18 protein-coding genes are annotated in these 18,120 nt (G+C 71.7%); 8 read left to right on the forward strand and 10 right to left on the reverse strand.

The features are described 5' to 3' along the window. Positions 1-5: 5 nt before the first annotated feature. Genes OG975_RS35735 through OG975_RS35760 form a run of 6 tightly spaced genes read left to right on the forward strand, consistent with a single transcriptional unit; the run spans position 6 to position 5,082 of the window. Positions 6-2,141, forward strand: a complete 2,136-nt coding sequence (locus tag OG975_RS35735) for an ABC transporter permease subunit (protein WP_406333463.1) — start codon at positions 6-8, stop codon at positions 2,139-2,141. After that, entirely contained in the window at positions 2,122-2,832 is a 711-nt protein-coding gene (locus tag OG975_RS35740) for an ABC transporter ATP-binding protein (RefSeq protein WP_406333465.1), read from the forward strand. The genes OG975_RS35735 and OG975_RS35740 overlap by 20 nt, the downstream gene beginning before the upstream one ends. Further along, positions 2,829-3,656, forward strand: a complete 828-nt coding sequence (locus tag OG975_RS35745; RefSeq protein ID WP_406333466.1) for an ABC transporter ATP-binding protein — start codon at positions 2,829-2,831, stop codon at positions 3,654-3,656. The genes OG975_RS35740 and OG975_RS35745 overlap by 4 nt, the downstream gene beginning before the upstream one ends. Continuing rightward, positions 3,653-4,036 (forward strand): hypothetical protein, encoded by a 384-nt coding sequence (locus OG975_RS35750; protein ID WP_406333468.1) that lies wholly within the window; start codon positions 3,653-3,655, stop codon positions 4,034-4,036. Before OG975_RS35745 ends, OG975_RS35750 begins: the two co-directional genes overlap by 4 nt. After that, on the forward strand, positions 4,002-4,328 hold the full coding sequence (locus OG975_RS35755; protein WP_381252591.1) for a hypothetical protein: 327 nt from the start codon (positions 4,002-4,004) through the stop codon (positions 4,326-4,328). Before OG975_RS35750 ends, OG975_RS35755 begins: the two co-directional genes overlap by 35 nt. A gap of 22 nt (positions 4,329-4,350) precedes the next feature. Next, a complete protein-coding gene (locus OG975_RS35760; RefSeq protein ID WP_406333469.1) occupies positions 4,351-5,082 on the forward strand; it encodes an enoyl-CoA hydratase-related protein in 732 nt (243 codons plus the stop codon). Between the two features lie 3 nt (positions 5,083-5,085). On the opposite strand, the gene OG975_RS35765 is transcribed toward OG975_RS35760, so the two are convergent. Beyond that, on the reverse strand, positions 5,086-6,030 hold the full coding sequence (locus OG975_RS35765) for an enoyl-CoA hydratase/isomerase family protein (RefSeq protein ID WP_406333470.1): 945 nt from the start codon (positions 6,028-6,030) through the stop codon (positions 5,086-5,088). Between the two features lie 49 nt (positions 6,031-6,079). On the opposite strand from OG975_RS35765, the gene OG975_RS35770 reads away from it, so the two are divergent. Together OG975_RS35770 and OG975_RS35775 are read left to right on the forward strand one after the other, a co-directional pair. Continuing rightward, entirely contained in the window at positions 6,080-7,102 is a 1,023-nt protein-coding gene (locus OG975_RS35770) for a CoA transferase (RefSeq protein ID WP_406333471.1), read from the forward strand. Between the two features lies 1 nt (position 7,103). Then, positions 7,104-8,363 (forward strand): amidohydrolase family protein, encoded by a 1,260-nt coding sequence (locus tag OG975_RS35775; protein WP_406333473.1) that lies wholly within the window; start codon positions 7,104-7,106, stop codon positions 8,361-8,363. Here the strand turns inward: OG975_RS35775 and OG975_RS35780 are convergent. Genes OG975_RS35780 through OG975_RS35820 form a run of 9 tightly spaced genes read right to left on the reverse strand, consistent with a single transcriptional unit; the run spans position 8,360 to position 18,077 of the window. Beyond that, the gene (locus tag OG975_RS35780; protein WP_406333474.1) at positions 8,360-9,178 is read right to left on the reverse strand and encodes an SDR family NAD(P)-dependent oxidoreductase; all 819 of its coding nucleotides are present in this window, start codon (positions 9,176-9,178) and stop codon (positions 8,360-8,362) included. The genes OG975_RS35775 and OG975_RS35780 overlap by 4 nt on opposite strands. A 5-nt stretch (positions 9,179-9,183) precedes the next feature. Beyond that, a complete protein-coding gene (locus OG975_RS35785; protein WP_406333476.1) occupies positions 9,184-10,332 on the reverse strand; it encodes an acyl-CoA dehydrogenase family protein in 1,149 nt (382 codons plus the stop codon). 55 nt (positions 10,333-10,387) lie between these two features. Further along, positions 10,388-11,536, reverse strand: coding sequence for a thiolase family protein (locus tag OG975_RS35790; protein ID WP_406333477.1), 1,149 nt, complete (start codon positions 11,534-11,536; stop codon positions 10,388-10,390). Beyond that, the gene (locus OG975_RS35795; RefSeq protein WP_406333478.1) at positions 11,529-12,350 is read right to left on the reverse strand and encodes an enoyl-CoA hydratase/isomerase family protein; all 822 of its coding nucleotides are present in this window, start codon (positions 12,348-12,350) and stop codon (positions 11,529-11,531) included. The genes OG975_RS35790 and OG975_RS35795 overlap by 8 nt, the downstream gene beginning before the upstream one ends. Next, entirely contained in the window at positions 12,347-13,519 is a 1,173-nt protein-coding gene (locus OG975_RS35800; protein WP_406333479.1) for a CaiB/BaiF CoA transferase family protein, read from the reverse strand. The genes OG975_RS35795 and OG975_RS35800 overlap by 4 nt, the downstream gene beginning before the upstream one ends. Position 13,520: 1 nt before the next feature. Continuing rightward, positions 13,521-15,095, reverse strand: coding sequence for an AMP-binding protein (locus OG975_RS35805; protein ID WP_406333481.1), 1,575 nt, complete (start codon positions 15,093-15,095; stop codon positions 13,521-13,523). After that, positions 15,095-16,267: an acyl-CoA dehydrogenase family protein gene (locus tag OG975_RS35810; RefSeq protein ID WP_406333483.1), complete on the reverse strand. Its 1,173-nt coding sequence runs from the start codon at positions 16,265-16,267 to the stop codon at positions 15,095-15,097. The genes OG975_RS35805 and OG975_RS35810 overlap by 1 nt, the downstream gene beginning before the upstream one ends. Beyond that, positions 16,264-17,238 carry an acyl-CoA dehydrogenase family protein gene (locus tag OG975_RS35815; RefSeq protein WP_406333485.1) on the reverse strand — a complete coding sequence of 325 codons (975 nt, stop codon included), beginning with the start codon at positions 17,236-17,238 and terminating at the stop codon, positions 16,264-16,266. The genes OG975_RS35810 and OG975_RS35815 overlap by 4 nt, the downstream gene beginning before the upstream one ends. A 2-nt stretch (positions 17,239-17,240) precedes the next feature. After that, positions 17,241-18,077 (reverse strand): enoyl-CoA hydratase/isomerase family protein, encoded by an 837-nt coding sequence (locus OG975_RS35820; RefSeq protein WP_406333486.1) that lies wholly within the window; start codon positions 18,075-18,077, stop codon positions 17,241-17,243. Between the last annotated feature and the right edge of the window lie 43 nt (positions 18,078-18,120).

Here is an 18,120-nt window from a genome sequence, read left to right on the forward strand (position 1 = left end):
GCGTCATGGAACAGTTCCTCACCTTCGGGATCGTCGGCCTGAGCACGGCCGCGATCTACGCGGTCATCGGCAGCGGGCTGGTGCTCACCTACACCACCACCGGCGTGTTCAACTTCGCGCACGGGGCCGCGGGCATGCTGTCGGCTTTCACCTACTGGCAGTTCACCGTCGGCTGGGGCTGGCCCGTCCCGGTGGCCCTCGCGGTGGTGCTGCTCGTCCTCGCCCCGGCCTTCGGGCTCTTCGTCGAACGGGTGATCCTTCGGCCCGTCCAGGCGCTGGGTGAGGCCGAACGGCTGGTGATGACGGTCGCGCTGCTGAGCGGTCTCATCGGGGTCGCCCGCTGGATCTGGGACCCCAACGTCCCGCGCCCCCTGCCGGTGTTCTTCGCCGACCGGGCCCCCTTCCACATCGGGCCGGTCGCCGTCACCTGGCACCAGGCCCTCACCATGGCCGTCGCGGTGGCGGTCGCGGTGGGCCTGCGGATCCTGCTCTACCGGACCCGCGCCGGAGCCGAGATGCGCGCGACCGTCGACGACCGGGCGCTGGTCGGGCTCACGGGAGCCGATCCGGTACGGGCCAACAAGGTCGCGTGGATCCTCGGCACCCAACTGGCCGCGATCGGCGGCATCCTCATCGCGCCGACCGTCCAACTCGACGCGGCCCAGCTCTCGTTGCTCATCGTCAGTGCCTACACCGCCGCCGTCTTCGGGCGACTGCGCAGCGTGCCGTTCACCTTCATCGGAGCCGTCGTCATCGGCTGCACGGAGAGCTTTCTGACCGGCTATCTCCCCCAGAACGACTATCTGCCGGGCCTGCGGCTGGCCGCCCCCGCCCTGCTGCTGTTCCTCGCACTGCTCGCGTTCCCGCACCGACGCCTGCGCGGCCGCGACCGGCGCCTGGCACCGGTACCGATACCGACGGTGCGCGGCACCCTCGTGTTCGCCGCGGCGACGATCGCGTTCGGGGTGGTGCTGGCATCGGTGCTCGGCGAAGCCGACCTCATCACGTACGGAGCGATCTTCTCGCTCGGCGTGGTGGCCCTCTCGTATGTACCGCTGGCCGGCTACGCGGGCCAGATCTCACTGTGCCAGCTGAGCATGGCCGGGATCGGCGCGGTCGTCTGGGCGCACTTCGGCGCGCACGGCCAACTGTGGGCGCTCGGCGCCGCGATCGGGGTCTCCGCGGTGGCCGGGGCGCTGATCGCGCTGCCCGCACTACGGCTGTCCGGGGTGTATCTGGCGCTGGGGACGGCCGCCTTCGCCGTCGTCCTCGACCGGTGGATCTTCAGCCTGCCCGCGTTCCACGTCCTCGGTGTGAAGGTCGCGCTGTTCGACCAGGGCTCCGTGGAGGTGGCCGGACCCCGGCTGTTCGGCCTCCATCTGGACAGCGGAACCGACCTGATGGTGTTCGCCGCGGTCTGTCTCGCCCTCGCCTCGCTCGGCGTGGCGGCGCTGCGGCGCGGCCGGTTCGGGCGGCGGCTGATCGCCCTGCGCGACAGTGAGGCCGCGTACGCGACGCTCGGCGGCAACCTGCTGACGGCCAAGGTGCTCGTCTTCGCGCTCGCCTCGGGCATCGCCGGGCTCGGCGGAGCGCTGTACGGCATGCAGCAACGGTCCGTCACCGCCGAGCAGTTCAGCCTCATTTCCGGACTGCCCATCTTCCTGGTCGCGGTGATCGGCGGCCTCGGCGCAGTGGGCAACGGACTGTTCACCGGGACGGCGCTCGTCGGGCCGACGAACGCGCTGGTCACCGTGGCGTCCTCGCTGCAGAACCCGGTCGCCCTGCTGCCCGCCCTGGCCGGCATGGGCCTCGGCCACAACCCCGACGGCATCGCGTCACGGTTCCGCCGCCAGTGGGAGCCCATCGCCCGGGACCGGATCGCCCTGACCGCGCTGATCTGCTGGCTCGCGACGGCATGGCTGCTGCGGCTCGGCGGCCTGATCAGCGGGTGGACCTTCCTGTGGGGCGCCCTGGTCGTAGCGGTGGCACTGCGCCTCTGGGCGGCCGCCCGGCAGGCACAGGCACAGGAGCGGACGAGGCCTTCGGCCGAGCCGGAGATCCCGGTCGAGTGGTGGGGCGTACGGCGTGCGTGGCGCCCGGAGGACGGGGAGGTGCTGGCCCGTGGAGTCACTGCGAATTAGCGGAGTGACGGTCTCCTTCGGCGGAAACCGGGCTCTCGACTCGGTCGCCATGACCGCCGAACCGGGCCGGATCACCGGCCTGATCGGGCCCAACGGGGCGGGAAAGAGCACCCTGTTCGACGTGGCGTCCGGGCTGCGCAGGCCCTCGTCGGGGCGGGTGTTCCTCGACGGCCGGGACATCACCCGGCTGCGCCCCTCGGAGCGGGCCCGGCGCGGACTGGCCCGCACCTTCCAGCGGCTGGAGCTCTTCGGCCGGCTCAGCGTCCGCGACAACCTGCGCGTCGCCGCGGAACTCGGGCCCGAACGACGGCGCGCGGACCGCGCGGTGACGGAGATCCTGGCCAGGCTCGGCCTGACGGACATCGCCGACACCGCGCCCGACGCACTGCCCACCGGGGTCGGCCGCCTGGTCGAGGTCGGCCGGGCGCTCGCCATCCGCCCCCAGGTGCTCCTGCTCGACGAGCCCGCGGCGGGACAGGACGGCGAGGAGACGGAACGGTTCGCGGCGCTGCTGCGCTCGCTGGCGGCCGACGGGACGGCCGTCGTTCTCGTCGAGCACGACATGAGCCTCGTCATGGGCGTCTGCGACGAGGTGTACGTACTCGACCTCGGCAAGGTCATCGCCGTCGGCCCGCCCGAGCTGATCCGAGCCGACGAGACCGTCCTGGCGGCCTACTTGGGGGACGCGTGAGCGCACTGTCCGAACCACTTCCCGGGGCGAGCTCCGATCCCGTTCCCGGGGCGGGCTCCGATCCCCTTCCCGAGCCGGGCGCCGAACGACCTCCCCGGGCGGGTTCCGAGCCGCTCCTGGACCCGCTTCTCGAACTGCGCGGCATACGGGCCGCCCACGAACGGATCACCGTTCTGCACGGGGTGGACCTGAGCGTCGCCACCGGCCAGGTCGTGGCCCTGCTCGGCCCGAACGGCGCGGGCAAGACGACCACGCTCCGCGTCGCGGCCGGCGTCCATCCGGTCGCCGCGGGCCAACTCCGTCTCGCGGGAAGGGACATGACCGGGGCCGACCCCCGCGACCTGGCCCGCGCCGGGGTCTGTCTGATCCCCGAGGGACGCGGCGTGTTCCCCAACCTGTCCGTCCGCGACAACCTCCTGATGATGACCTTCACCGGCCGCAGCCGCGAGGAGATCGAGGAGATCGCGTTCGCCCGGTTCCCCGTCCTGAAACAGCGTTCCTCGCAACCGGCGGGCACCCTCTCCGGAGGCGAGCAGCAGATGCTCGCCCTCGCCCGGGGCCTCGCCACCGACCCCGCTGTACTGCTCCTCGACGAACTCTCCATGGGTCTGGCCCCGTTGGTGGTCGCCCGGCTGTACGAGCAGGTCTCCGAGATCGCCCGGCAGGGCGTGGCCGTCCTGGTCGTCGAGCAGTTCGCGGCCGCCGTACTCGACATCGCCGACCACGCGGCCGTCCTCGTACGCGGCCGGGTCCAGCGGCAGGGCCACCCCGACGGCGGCCTGCGCGCCGAACTGTCCGCCCTCTACCTGGGGAGTTCCGCATGACAACCACCGAGCCGCGCGCGGACCGCTTCGTCCGCGAACTGGCCGTACTGAAAATCCCCGACCCGGCAGCCGCGAGGGCCGTTCTCTGGCTGCGCCTCGGCGTGGCCCTGATGGTGCTCGGCCTGGTGCTCGGGGTGTCGGGCTACCTCGTCTCCCACCAGACCACCGATCCGCTCGTCCAGGGCGACGGCCTCGCGCTCGGCCTCGGCGGGATCGCGGCGAGCGTGGTGGGCTCCGCGCTCTTCCTGCGCTACTCGCTCACCGGCTTCCTGCGGTTCTGGATGGCCCGCCAGTCCTACGACCTCAACCTCCTCGCCGACCGCCTGCTCGAAAGGGACATCCGCCATGACCCCACCGGCAACGACGCTGCGCCCCGGTGACCAGCTCGCCAGCACCGTCTGCGGAGCGCGGGTTGTCGTAGTGCGGGCACCCGCCTCCGCCGAGCGGCGGCCCGTTCTCGCCTGTGGGGGAAGCCCGATGGCTCCCGCGACGTCCTCCGCGCAGCCGTCACCGCCCGGCGAGACGCCCCACGTCACGCTCATCGGCAAGCGCTATGTCGACGCCACCGGGACCCTCGAAGTGCTCTGCACCTCCTCCGGCACGGGCGAACTCACCTGCGACGGCGCCCCGATGACCCTCAAGGCGGCCAAGCCGCTGCCCGCTTCCGACTGATCCACGACCCGAGGGAACCGCCATGGAACGAGATGACCTCATCCTGACCGAACGGGTCGGCAACGTGCTGGTGGTGACCCTGAACCGGCCCGAGGCGCGCAACGCCCTCAACCCCGTCCTGATCGACGAGCTGTCGGACGTACTGCGCTCCGCGGACGCCGATTCCGGGGTGCGGGCGATCGTGCTCTCGGGAGCGGGAACGGTCTTCTGCGCCGGCATGGACCTGAAAGCGTTCGCGCAGGGCGGCAAGTTCGACGGCCTGGTGTGGTTCTTCCAGGAGGGCATCGGCACCCCGGTGATCGCGGCGCTGAACGGCTCCGCGCTCGCCGGCGGCTTCGAACTGGTGCTGGCCTGCGATCTGGTCGTTGCCGCCGAGGAGGCCAAGCTCGGGATCGCCGAGGTCAAGCGGGGCCTGTTCGCGGCCGGGGGCGGGACGACGCTCGCCGACCGGGTGCCCCTGTCGGTCGCCCTGGAAATGGGCCTGACCGGCGAACCGGTCACGGCCGCGTACGCCTGGCAGATCGGTCTGGTGAACCGCGCCGTCCCCGCCGACCGGGTACGGGAGGAGGCGCTGGCCCTGGCCGAACGGATCGCCGCGAACGGGCCACTGGGCGTCACCATGACCAAGAAGCTGATACGGCAACGCCGCTGGGCCGAACCGGACGAGGTCACGTCGGTGTTCCGCAGCGCCGACGCGACGGAGGGAGCACGGGCGTTCGCGGAACGCAGGGCGCCGGTATGGACGGGGAAGTGACCGTCACCCTTCGGCGGACGCGGTGACCTCGTCCACCAGGCCCCACTCGAGGGCCTTCTCGGCGGTCAACGGGTCGCCCGTCAGGGCGAGATACGCGGTGCGCTCCCGGCCGATGCGGACCGGGAGGCTCGCCGTGCCCCCGGCGCCCGGAATCAGCCCCATCTCGATCTCGGGCAGCCGGATCACCGTGTCGGGCGCGGCGAGAACGCGGTTCGCGAACGCCGCCAGTTCGATGCCCGCACCGACACACGCGCCGTGCAGATGAGCCGTGACGCGCGCACCGCACCGCTGGAGCAGGGCGGCGGGACTGCGGTGCACGCGCACCAGATGGGCCTGCGCGGGATCCCGGGAGGTCCCGAACTCGGAGAGGTCCCCTCCGCTGCAGAACGAAGGCCCGTTGCCGTACAGATCGACGCGCGCGATCGACGCGTCCGCCACGGCGACCCGCAGCGCTTCACACAGCGCGTCACGCGTTGCGGCGTCCATGGCGTTCCGTGCCCGGGGTCGGTCCAGGGTGACGGAGAGCCGGTCACCCTCACGACGGAGCCGTACGGGGCTGTCGGCGGGCCGCGGCGTGCGCGCGGGCGCCGCGGCCAGCCAGGCCTCGAAGTCGGCCCCGCCCTGGAGCGTCGAGTAGGCGAGGGATTCGACCACCAGCCGCTCGGGCGGGGCCAGGGCGGCGCCCATCCGCAGTACCTGCACCAGCGCGACGGACGCGGCGGGCCGTCTGCCGACGAGCCACCCCAGCCGGCGGCCGGTGGTGAACGGGTCGGCGCAGGTCACCCATGGGCGCGGCGCCTCGGGGACACCGGTGAGCAGGACATCGAAGTCCTCGCCCACCTCGGTCGGTTCGGCCGCGAAGCCGACGCGCACCTGGTCGGCCGAGTCCGTCCGGTGCGGGGCCTCGCGGTCCAGATCGACCAGGAGGAAGGGCGGGTCCAGGATCACGACCGGAGTGTAAATTGGGGCCACCTCAAAAGAGAAGGGCGTTTGTCCATTGGGGAATGATGTTCTCGCCGATGCCGCGCTCGGCGGCTGGATGGCGACGCTGGAGCCGTTCCTTCCCCCGCTCGCCGCCGCCGCGCAGGACTTCACCGCCCTCACCGGTGTACCGGTCGACCTGCCCTCCGCCCTGTTCCTCCGCGCCCACCTCGCGGGTCTCGGCTTCCCTGACCGGACGTCGGCCGGCGGCTCATGCCATCTCCTCGAAACCGCCGACGGCTGGGCCGCCGTCAACCTGGCCCGCCCCGACGACCACGCGGCCGTACCCGCCCTTCTCGCCCTCCTGGGCGCGGCGCCGCACGCAACGCTTCACGAGGCGGCGCGGCGGGTGAAGGCGGCCGAGGTCGCCGCGCACGCACAGCTGCTCGGGGTGGCGGCGGCGGAGCTCGGCTCGGCCCGCGGAACCCGCGCTCCCGTACACGCGGAGAGGATCGGCGAGCGGCGCGTACGGGACCCCGCCACCCTCCGCGTGGTCGACCTCTCGGCCCTGTGGGCGGGCCCCCTGTGCGCGCGGCTTCTGGGAAGGGCGGGAGCACACGTGGTCAAGGTGGAGAGCACGACCAGACCCGACGGCGCGCGGCGCGGGTCGCCCGCCTTCTACCGCTGGCTGCACGAGGACCACGAGAGCCTCGTGCTGGACTTCGCCTCGGGCGCGCTCGCCGAGGTCGTCGCCGGGGCCGATGTCGTCATCGAGGCGTCAAGACCCCGCGCACTGCGCCGACTCGGCGTGCGCGCCGAGCGGTTCCTGGCCGCCCGCCCCGGCCGCGTCTGGGTCGGCATCACCGGGTACGGCCGCGACGACGACCGCATCGCCTTCGGTGACGACGCGGCGGTCGCTGGCGGCCTGGCCGGCCTCGACGCACAGGGCGCCCCCACGTTCCTGGGCGACGCGCTCGCCGACCCGGTCACCGGCGTCTTCGCCGCCCGCGCCGCGGCCCGCTCGCTGGCCCAGGGAGGCGGCGAGCTGCTGTGCGTCTCGATGGCGGCCTGCGCGGCCTCACTCACCGACGGCGGATGACGTGCTGATCACCGATGTGGAGGTCGAGGGGCACGGCCGGGTGGACGTACGGATCACCGGGGGCCAAGTCGCCGAGATCGGGCCCCGGTTGGCGGGCCGGAGCGACCTCGACGGACGGGGTGGCGCCCTGCTGCCCGGGCTGCACGACCACCACGTACATCTGGCGTCGCTGGCGGCCGAGGCCACCTCCGTGCGGGTCGGCCCGGCGGACGTGCGTGGCCCGGACGGGTTCGCGGCGGCGCTGCGGAGCGGCGGGCCAGGGGAGTGGGTGCGGGCGGTCGGATACCACCAGAGTGTCGCCGGGGAGCTGGACCGGTGGGTGCTGGACGGGTTCGCGCCGGATCGGCCGGTGCGGGTGCAGCACCGCGGTGGGGCGCTGTGGGTGTGGAACAGTGCCGCGTTGCGGGCCGCCGGAGTCCACAGCGCCGATGGACGGTTCTGGCGGGAGGACGAACGGCTGAGGGGGTTCGTCCCGCCCGTACGGCTGGATCTGGTGAGCGTGGGGCTGCGGGCGGCGGCGTACGGGATCACGGGATGCACCAACGCCGATCCGCACCCGGAGAACGGCCTTCTCGACCTGCTGTCGGTGCTGCCGCAGCGGCTCGTCGTGATGGGGGTCGGCCGCGCGCCGGTGAAGGTGCTGCTCGACGACACGACCCTTCCGGCGCCGGGTGACCTCGCGGCGGTGGTCGCGGCGGCGCGGCCCCGGGCGGTGGCCGTGCACTGTGTGACCCGGGTGCAGTTGCTCGTGACCCTGCTCGCCCTGGACGAGGCCGGGCCGGTCGACGGCGACCGCATCGAGCACGGTTCGGTGATCCCGGCCGAGACGATCCCCTGGCTGAAGCGGCTCGGCGTGACCGTCGTGACGCAGCCGCACTTTCCCCTGGAGCGGGGCCGGGAGTACGCGACCGACGTGGACCCCGACGACAGGGCCCACCTCTACCGCTGCCGTTCCCTGGCAGAGGCGGGCATTCCGCTAGCCGCCGGCACGGACGCGCCCTTCGGGACCTGCGATCCCTGGGCGGTCATGCGGGCGGCCGTCGAACGGGGCGACGGGGAGGGGATCGGTCGCCGGGCGGCGCTGGATCTGTTCGCCGGGGATCCCCGACTCCCGGGCCGCGCACGGCGGGTGACGGTCGGCTCGGTGGCCGACCTGTGCCTGCTTCACGTATCCCTGCGGGAGGCGCTCGACGCGCTGTCCGCGGAGACGGTACGCGCCGCCTTCGTCGGCGGACGCCGGATCACGCCGCGGGACGGCTAGACGCTGTACCCGCCGTCCACCCCCAGCGCCTGCCCGGTGATGAAGCCCGCCCGGTCCGAGGCCAGGAACGCGACCGCCTCGGCGATGTCCGTCGCGCTGCCGAAGCGGCGCAGCGGGATGTTGCGCCGGGTGATCTCCAGGGCCGCCTCGTCGAGTTCGCCGGAAGTGATCAGGCGGGCGGCGATGCCGTCGGTCAGCATGCCGGGGCCGACACAGTTCACGCGGACGCCGTACCGCCCCTCCTCGGCGGCCAGCGCCCGGGCGACCGCCTCGACCGCCCCCTTCGTGCCCGAGGAGAGCCCGTCGCGGACCGGGAACCGGCGGGTGGCCACGGTGGTGACGGCGACGATGCTGCCCCGGCTCTCCCGCAGCCGGGGCAGCGCGGGATGGACCAGATTGAAGAACGCCCCCGCGTCGGCGTCGAGTTGGGCGCGGTACTGGCTCGGAGTGACCTTGCTCAGATGCACCATCGGCACATGCGGGCCCGCCGCGTACACGAGAGTGTGGATACCGCCGAACGCCGAGGCGGCCTCGGACACGGCCGAAGCGGTGGCCGACTCGTCGCTCAAGTCGAGCCGCAACGTGAGGACTTGACGCCCGAACTCCTTGACCTCACCGGCGAGCGACTCGGCCGCGGCCTGATGCGCGCGATACGTGAGCACCACGTCACTGCCCCGCTCGGCCAGCGTACGGACGATCGCCGCCCCGATGCCGCCCGTGCCGCCCGCGACGAACGCGGCACCCGCCCTGTGGGCGAAGTCGCCGGAGAAGCCAGTGGAAGAACCTGTGGAAGAACCGCTGGAGAAGTCCGCCATGGTGTTCACAGTCCCAGGGATTTGGCGATGATGACCTTCATGACCTCGCTGGTCCCGGCGTAGATCCGGGTGATGCGCGCGTCCGCGTACAGCCGGGCGATGGGGTATTCCAGCATGTAGCCGTACCCGCCGAACAGTTGCAGGCAGCGATCCACGGCCCGTGCCTGCATCTCCGTGCAGAACAGCTTGACCTTCGCGGCGTCGGCGCTCGACAGCTCCCCGTCGACCAGCTCGGTCACGGCACGGTCGAGCATCATCTGCGCGGCCTCGATCTCGGCGGCCACCGCGGCGAGTTCGAACTTCGTGTTCTGGAAGGAGGCGACCGGCTTCCCGAACACCTGCCGTTCCTTCACGTACGCGATCGTCGTGTCCAGCGCCGCCCGCGCCTGGGCGACCGATCCGACCGCCACCGTCATCCGCTCCTGGGGCAGATTGTGACCGAGGTAGCCGAAGGCCGCGCCCTCCTCGCCCAGCCGGTTGGCCACCGGGACCCGTACGCCGTCGAAGGCCAGCTCGACGGTGTCCTGGACCTTGATGCCCATCTTGTTCAGTACCCGGCCGCGCGTGAACCCCGGCATACCGTCCTCGACGACCAGCAGAGTCAGGCCCGCTCGCCGGTTGCCGGGATCGGTCGACGTCCGCGCCACCACGATCACCAGGTCGGCGAGAAGACCGCCGGTGATGAACGTCTTGGCCCCGCTCAGGACGTACGCGTCCCCGTCGCGCACGGCGGTGGTCCGGATGCCCGCGAGATCGGAACCCGTGCCCGGCTCGGTCATGGCGATGGCGGTCAGGAGCGTGCCGGCCGCGAGACCGGGGAACCAGCGCCCGCGCTGTTCCTTGTCGGCGTAGGCGAGGAAGTAGGGGAGCACGACGTCGAGTTGGGTGCGTACGGTGCCGAGCGTGACCAGGGCGCGTGCGGCTTCCTCCTGGAGTACGACGTTGTAGCGGTAGTCGTCGAGGCCCGCTCCGCCGTACTCCTCGGGGACGGCCATGCCCAACAGCCCCAGCGAGCCCAGCTGTTCGAAGAGCGGGCGGGGCAGTCGCCCGGCCTCCTCCCACGAGGCGTAGTGCGGGACCACCTCGTTCGCCACGAAGTCCCGCACGAGCCGCCGGAACGCCTCGTGGTCGGGGGTGAAGAGCTCTCGGCGCACGACGGCCTCCGGTTCAGGGCGTGGTCATCGACTTCACGGCGTGCTCGGTTCGGCTTCAGGGCGTGATCAGTTCGACGAGGGTGGCGTTGGCGGTGCCGCCGCCCTCGCACATGGTCTGCAGGCCGTGGCGGATCCCCCGGTCACGCATGTGGTGGATCATGCGGGTCATCAGGACGGCACCCGACGCGCCGAGCGGGTGGCCCAGCGCGATGGCGCCGCCCAGCGGATTGAGCAGCGCCGGGTCGGCGCCGGTCTCTGCCAGCCACGCCAACGGCACAGGGGCGAACGCCTCGTTGACCTCGAAGACCCCGACGTCGGACAGCGCGATGCCCGCCTTCCGCAGGACCTTCTCGGTCGCCGGGATCGGACCGGTGAGCATGAGCACCGGGTCGCTTCCGGTGACCACTCCCGCGCGGTAGCGCACGATCGGCGTCAGCCCCAGCTCGCGCGCCCTCTCCGGCGTCGTCACCAGCAGCGCCGCCGCTCCGTCCGAGATCTGGGAGGCGTTGCCCGCGTGGATCACCCCGTCGTCGGCGAACGCGGGCTTCAGCGAGGAGAGACTCCCGACGCTGGTCCCGCGCCGGATCCCCTCGTCGGCCGTGACCGTCGTGCCCTCCGCGGCCACCGGGACGATCTGCGCGTCGAAGACCCCGGCGTCCTGCGCCGCCGCGGCCCGCTCATGGGAGAACGCCGAGAACGCGTCCAGCCGCGCACGCGAGAGGCCCCACTTCTGCGCGATCTTCTCGGCGGACAGTCCCTGGTTGAAGGAGAAGTCCTGGTAACGGGCGAGGACTTGGGGCCCGTACGGCATTCCGGTGGCCCGCGCGGACCCGAGCGGGACCCGGCTCATCACCTCGACGCCGCCCGCCACGACGACGTCCTGCTCGCCGGACATGACGGCGTGCGCGGCGAAGTCCAGCGCCTGCTGGCTCGACCCGCACGCCCGGTTGACCGTGGTTCCCGGGATGCTCTCGGGCCATCCCGCGGCGAGGACCGCGTAGCGCCCGATGTTGCTGGACTGGTCGCCGACCTGGGACACACATCCCCAGATCACATCGTCGACGACCTCCGGATCGACACCGGCCCGTTCGACCAGCGCACCCAGTACGACGGCGGAGAGGTCGGCCGCGTGCATGCCGGACAGCCCACCGTTCCGCCTCCCCACCGCGGTCCGCACCGCTTCCACGATCACCGCTTCACGCATGACGGCCTCCGTTGTCGGCCCGGGCACTCGGCGCGGCCCAGCGCCCGGTGAACGTCGGTTCGCGTTTCTCGGCGAACGCCGCGTACGCCTCGGGGACGTCCGCCGTGGCGAAGTTGACCGCCTGGGCGCGTGCCTCGCCCGCCAGCGCGTCGCGCATGGTGCGGTCGGAGCCCTCGTTCAGCAACGCCTTGTTCTGGGCGAGGGCGATCGAGGCGCCCGCCACCAGCCGTGCTCCGAGGTCGGCGACGAAGGCGTCGATCTCCTTCGCGGACACCACCCACGTCACCAGGTTCAGCGCCCGGGCCTCCTCGGCGTCGATCGTCTCGGCGAGCAGCGCGAGCCGCTTGGCCTGCTGCAGTCCGACGAGCTTCGGCAACAGCCACGAGCCACCGCAGTCCAGCGACAGCCCGCGCCGCGCGAAGATCTGCGAGAACCTCGCCTGAGGGGTCGCCACCACCAGATCGCAGCCCAGCGCGAGATTCCAGCCCGCGCCGACCGCGACCCCGCTCACCTTGGCGATCGTGGGAACCGGCAACTCGTGCAGCAGCAGGGCGACTTCGCTCAACGTCCGCATGCGGTACAGCGGATGGGCGCTGCTCACCCCCTTCGAGATGTCGGCGCCGGAGCAGAACGCGCCCCCGGCTCCGGTCAGCACGATCGCTCGTACGGTGTGATCGCGTCCGGCGTCCGAGAGCCCGTCCCGCAGCGCGGTCCACAGCTCTTCGTCGATCGCGTTCTTGCGGTGCGGCCGGTTCAGCGTCAGGGTGCGTACGCCGCCGATGTCGCTGGAGAGCAGAACGGGCTGGTCGCTCACAGCACTTCCCCTTCGTCGCTGATGCCCAACTCGGCGAGTACGGCGGCGGTGTGCTCGCCGAGCGCGGGGATCGCGCCCATCGGCGGCTCGTAGCCGGAGAGCACGGCGGGCGGCAGGAGAGCGGGTACCGGGCCGCCGGGTGTGTCGACCCGGCGCCACCGGTCGCGGGCCGTCAGCTGCGGATGCGCGAGGACGTCGCTCGGGGAGTTGAGCCGGGAATTCCCGATCCCGGCGGCGTCCGCGCTGTCCTGCACCTGCGCCAGATCATGGCGGGCGCACCACGCGCCGATCTCCGCGTCCAGGGTGGAACGGTGCTCCACCCGGCCCGAGTTGGTCGCGAACCGTGCGTCGTCCGCCAGGTCGGGACGGTGGAGCAGCTCGCGCGCCAGCCGCTGCCATTCGCGATCGTTGGTGGTGCCGAGGACGACGGTGTGGCCATCGGCCGTGGCGTAGGCCCCGTACGGTGCCACGGCGGGCGACCCCATGCCCACCGGCTCCTGATCGACGCCCGTGTGCCGGGTGTAGGTGAGCGAGTACCCCATCAGCTCCGTCATCGTGTCGAACAGACTCACCGCGACCGCGGCGGGACCGTCGCTGCGACCGCGCGCTTTCTCATGGAGCAGCGCCATGACCGACAAGGCGGCGTACAGGCCGCTGCACACGTCCGCGATCGGCGGACCGGCCTTGGCCGGCGCACCGGGACGGCCGGTCGTCGCGCACGCTCCCGACTCCGCCTGGACTAGCAGGTCGTAGGCGCGCTTGTGGGAGAGCGGGCCGCCCGCACCGTACCCGTCGATCTCCACCGCGATGAGCTCCGGATGGCTCACGGCCAGGTCGGCCGGGGAGATGCCGAGCTTGGCCGTCGCCCCGGGAGCGAGGTTGGACACCAGGATGTCGGCGCGGTCGAGCAGCCGGTGCAGCGCCGCCATGCCGGCCGGAGTCTTCAGGTCCAGCGCCACCGACTCCTTGCCGCGGTTGGCCCAGACGAAGTGCGCCCCGAGGCCGCCCACCACGTCGTCGTAGTGCCGGGCGAAGTCGCCGCCCTCCGGGTGCTCCACCTTGATCACTCGGGCCCCGAAGTCCCCCAGGGTGCGCGTGCACATCGGAGCGGACACGGCCTGCTCCAACGCCACCACCGTGATGCCCGCCAGCGGGCCGGTCGTTCCCATGTCAGCCCCCGCTCACGAACCGCGCGCGCAGCTCGTCCTTGAGTACCTTCTGGCTCGCGTTGCGCGGGAGTTGACCGCTGAACCGGACATGGCGCGGGACCTTGAAGTTCGCCATGTTCTCGCGCGCCCACTCGACGATGTCCTTCTTGGTGACGTGGTGGCCGGGCTTCACGACGACGAAGGCGCAGCCGACCTCGCCGAGGCGTTCGTCGGGAACTCCGATGACGGCGGCTTGTTCGATCAGCTCGTGCCCGAGCAGCAACTTCTCTATCTCCGCCGGATAGGCGTTGAATCCGCCGACGATGTACATGTCCTTCTTGCGGTCGACGATCGACAGATTGCCGTCCTCGTCGAGCCGCCCGATGTCACCGGTGCGCAGCCAGCCCTCCGGACCGATGGCCGCGGCGGTGGCCTCCGGGTCCTCCCAGTATCCGCGCGTGACGTTGTAGCCGCGGACCAGGACCTCCCCGTCCTGTCCCGGGGGAGCGCCCTTTCCCCCGGCGTCGGACATTTCATCGTCGGCGATCCTTATCTCGACATCGGGAATGACCCGTCCCGTGGTGCGGGCGACGGTTTCCTCGGAATCCCCGATCCGGGTGGTCGTCACCAGCGCGGTCGACTCGGTCAGCCCGTACGCGCTCATCACGATGTCGAAGGACAGCTCACTCTTCATCGCGCGGATCAGTGATTCCGGAATGGTGGTGCCGCCGGTCATGGAAACCCGCAGCGATGACAGGTCGTACGATGGGCGGTCCGGGTGTCTGATCAGGTCCTGGAAGATCGTGGGCGGGCCCAGCAGAATGCTGACCTTTTCTCTGGCGATGATGTCGAGCGCGAGACCGGCGTCGAAGACGGGCATCGGAATGACCGTCACCCCGTGCATCAGGGAGGCGAGCCAGCCCGCCTTGTATCCAAAACAATGGAAGAACGGCGGAATGATCAGAAAACTGTCGGAACGGGCGAAGGTGTATTCCTCGGCCATCCAGCCGTACGCGCGCAGCGACTGGCCGTGCGTCAGGACGACCCCCTTGGGGTGACCGGTGGTTCCGGACGTGAACATCACGTCGGAGACGTCGTCCGGGGTCAGCCGGCCGATGAGGTCGTGCACCAGGGAGGTGGAGACACCCTGGCCGCCCAGGAGGAATTCCGGCCACGAGGGAATCGACACCGTCTTGCGCAGGGCCGGCAGTCCGGGGTCGGTCTTCGTCAGCTCGGCGATGTAGTCGTTGCCCAGGAAAGGCGAGGCGATCAGAGCCTTGGCGCCGGATTTCCGCAGAATGTACGAGATTTCCGCCGCCTTGAACCGTGTATTCAGGGGCACGATCACGCCCCCGGCCCCCTGAATGCCCAGCGCGGCGAAAATCCACTCCGCCGAGTTGGGCGCGCACAGCCCGACCCGGTCGCCCGGCTCGACCCCCAGCGCGACAGTTGCTTTCACCGCCTCGGCCATCTGCCGCTCCAGCTCGCGGAAACTCCACCTCCGGGATCCGTCGATCAGCGCGGTGTCGTCGCCGAAACTCCTGGAGGCGATCCTGATGGCGTGCGGAATGCTCAGGAAGGTGTCGTCGTAGCGCATCACATCGCTCCAGGGTTGGGGGGTTTCGAGAGTGACGGCAGGTGCAGGACGCGTTTCGCGATGATGTTCCGCTGGATCTGCGAGGTCCCGCCGTACACGGACGCGGCTCTGGAATAGAGGTAGTCCCCGAAGAGTTCCCCGCCCTCTTCGTGGAGTTCCCCGGGAAACACCTTGAGCGCCGTCTCGTAGAGCCGTTGTTCGGTCCGGGTCATCAGGAGTTTGTCGATGGACGACTCGGGCCCTGCGGCCTGCCCGGCGAGCCGTTCGGCGGTCCGGCGCCGGGCGTGCGCGACGAGGACCTCGTAGTCGACGAAGCACCGCCCGATCTCGGAGAGCAGCCCGTCCGGGAGCTCGCCCCGACGGTCCCGGGCGACGCGCCGAAGACGCTCGACGAGCAGCCCGTACTTCGAGATGTGGCCGGTGTCGAGTGCGTTGCGCTCGTACGACACCGTCGTCATCGCCAGCGGCCAGCCGTCGCCCTCGGCGCCGATCCGCTCGGACTCCTCGATCCGGACGTCGTCGAGGAACAGCTCGCAGAACTCGTCGTCGCCGTTCATCGCCCGCAACGGCCGTACGGTCACGCCCGGACGGTCGAGGGGCAGGGCGAACGCGGTGATCGACCGGTGCGCGGGCGCCCCCCGGTCCGTCCTGGCCAGCAGCAGACAGAGGCCGGAGTACTGCGCGTAGCTGGTCCAGAGCTTCTGCCCTCGGACGCTGTAGTGGCCGTCGTGGCGGGTCGCGAGCGTGCTCATCCCGGCGAGGTCCGACCCGGCCCCCGGCTCGCTGAACCCCTGGCACCAGACGTCGTCCCCGGCGAGCATCCGCGGCAGCCACCGCCGGCGCTGGTCCTCGTCCGCGAACTCCAGGAGCGCGTGGGCGAGATAGCCGATGCGGGGGATGCCCGGAGCGTGGCAGGCCCCGAGTTCGTCGCTGATCGTGACCTGGTGCAGCGCGCTCAGGCCCCGCCCGCCGTAGCGCTCGGGAACGTCGAGGCCGACCCAGCCGCCGGAGTGCAGCTGCCGGTGCCATCGGTGCAGGAAGACGGGCAGTGGCTCGTCCGACTGGCGCTCGGGAAGTGGGTGTCCGGCCAGCCAGGCACGGAAGTCCCGGCGCAGCCGGTCCAGGTCGGCGGGGTCTCCGAAGTCCAGGGGGGTGTCGGGGGTGTCCGTCATCGTGTGACCTCCGGTTCGGCCAGGGGCACCAGCAGGTCGGCGGTGGTCGCCAGGACCGTGGCGCCCAGCAGGACCTTGCGGAGGTAGAGGTGCGCGATGTGCTCCCAGGTCTGGGCGATGCCGCCGAAGACCTGCATACCGGCCTGGACCGCCTCCACGGTCGACCGGTTCACCTCGGCCTTCGCGACGCGCGCGGCCGTCAGGGCGCGGCCCGGGGGTTCGTTGTCGAGGCACCAGGCGGCATACCGGGTGGCGCTTACGCAGGCTTCCAGGGCGACCGTCGCGTCCGCGAGCAGATGCTGGACCGCCTGGAACTCCCCGATGGCCTGCCCGTACTGCCGGCGCTCACGGGCGTACGCGACGCTCTGCTCGACGAACTCCCGGGCCGCGCCCACGAGTTCACCGCTCACCATGACGAGCGCGTACGCCTGCCAGTGCTGAAGCTCCGGTGCGTCGAGCCGTCCGATGATCCGCTGCGGGGACCCCACGGTCCGGATGCCGCGCAGGAGGTCCGCGCTCGGTGCTCGGGGCCCCAACTCGGCGCGTGTGACGGCCCCGTCGGAGGTGACGCAGAGCGCGCTGTCCGCTCCCTCGCAGTCCCAGGCGACCAGTTCGGAGGTGCCCGCCGGAGGGAACCGCAGATCGCGGGCGAGCGCGACCGTCGGAGTGGTGCCGCTGTCCGATCGCCGCTCGGCGCCCACAATGCGGAGGAGTTCCGGGGCGAGGAGAACCGTCCCCAGCAGGGAAGTGGTGAGCGGCTGCCTCCCGTGCTCCTCCGCGAGCAGGGCGCACTCCTGGACGGTCGCGGCCGGCGGTGTGGAGCGACGCAGTTCGCCGAGGCCCAGCTCCACGAGCGCCTGCTGCGCGGCCGCTCGCGCCGATGGCTTCACTTCGTCGGCCGAGCCGATGCGGAAGCGCCCGGCGAACGAGCGGAACAGATCGCGCACCAGCAGGAACTCCTCGGCCTCCACGGTCAGTCCTCCCCGGCCGCGGTGGCCGGGCTGGCCTCTGTGCCCGCGGATGGTGCCGTCGACCGCCGGCGGGCTCCGGACGCCAGCTCGTCGATGATCCGTATGTGGTCCGGGCTGGTCATGGTGGCCCGCTCGGCCATGAGGGCCGCTTCCATGGCGCCCCGCGACACCTGCTCCACCAGCACGGCGAGCGCCGCCTTGGTGGCGCGCAGCGCCTCCGCGGGCTGTGCCGCCAGCCGTCCGGCCAGGGCGAGGGCCTCGCGCTGGAGGTCCGCGGCGGGGACCGTGCGGTTGGCCAGGCCCAGTTGGACCGCCGTGGCGGCGGGAATGCGGTCTCCGGTGAAGAGGTACTCCTTCACGCGGAGCAGGCTCGTGAGCAGAGGCCAGAGGGACACACCGCCGTCGCCCGCGACCAGACCGACCGAGACATGGGGATCCGCGAGGTACGCGTCCTCGGCCATCAGCACCAGATCGCAGGCCAGCGCCAGGCTGCAACCCAGCCCGACCGCGGGGCCGTTGACCGCCGCGACAACGGGCAGCGGGAACCGGATCATCTCCGTCTGGATGGCCCGGTCGAGCCGGATGGAGCGCTCCCGCAGGTCCGGATCGGTGTGGTGCCGTCGCAGATGGTCGAAGTCGCCGCCCGCGCTGAACGCACGGCCCGCGCCGGTCAGTACGACGGCCCGCGCCTTCGGATCCGCCGCGAGCTCGCGCCAGACCTCGGCCAGCCGCTGGTGGAGCTCCTCGGAAACGCCGTTCAGCCGCTCGGGCCTGTTCAACGTGACGACGCGGACGTCACCGTCGGCCACCACGGTCAGGACGGGATTCGGCTCGCCCATGGGACCCCCTCTCCACCGCGGGATCCTATTTAAGGTCAGACCA

Origin of the sequence: Streptomyces sp. NBC_00203, assembly GCF_045206325.1 — a bacterium.
GTDB lineage: Bacteria > Actinomycetota > Actinomycetes > Streptomycetales > Streptomycetaceae > Streptomyces > Streptomyces lutosisoli.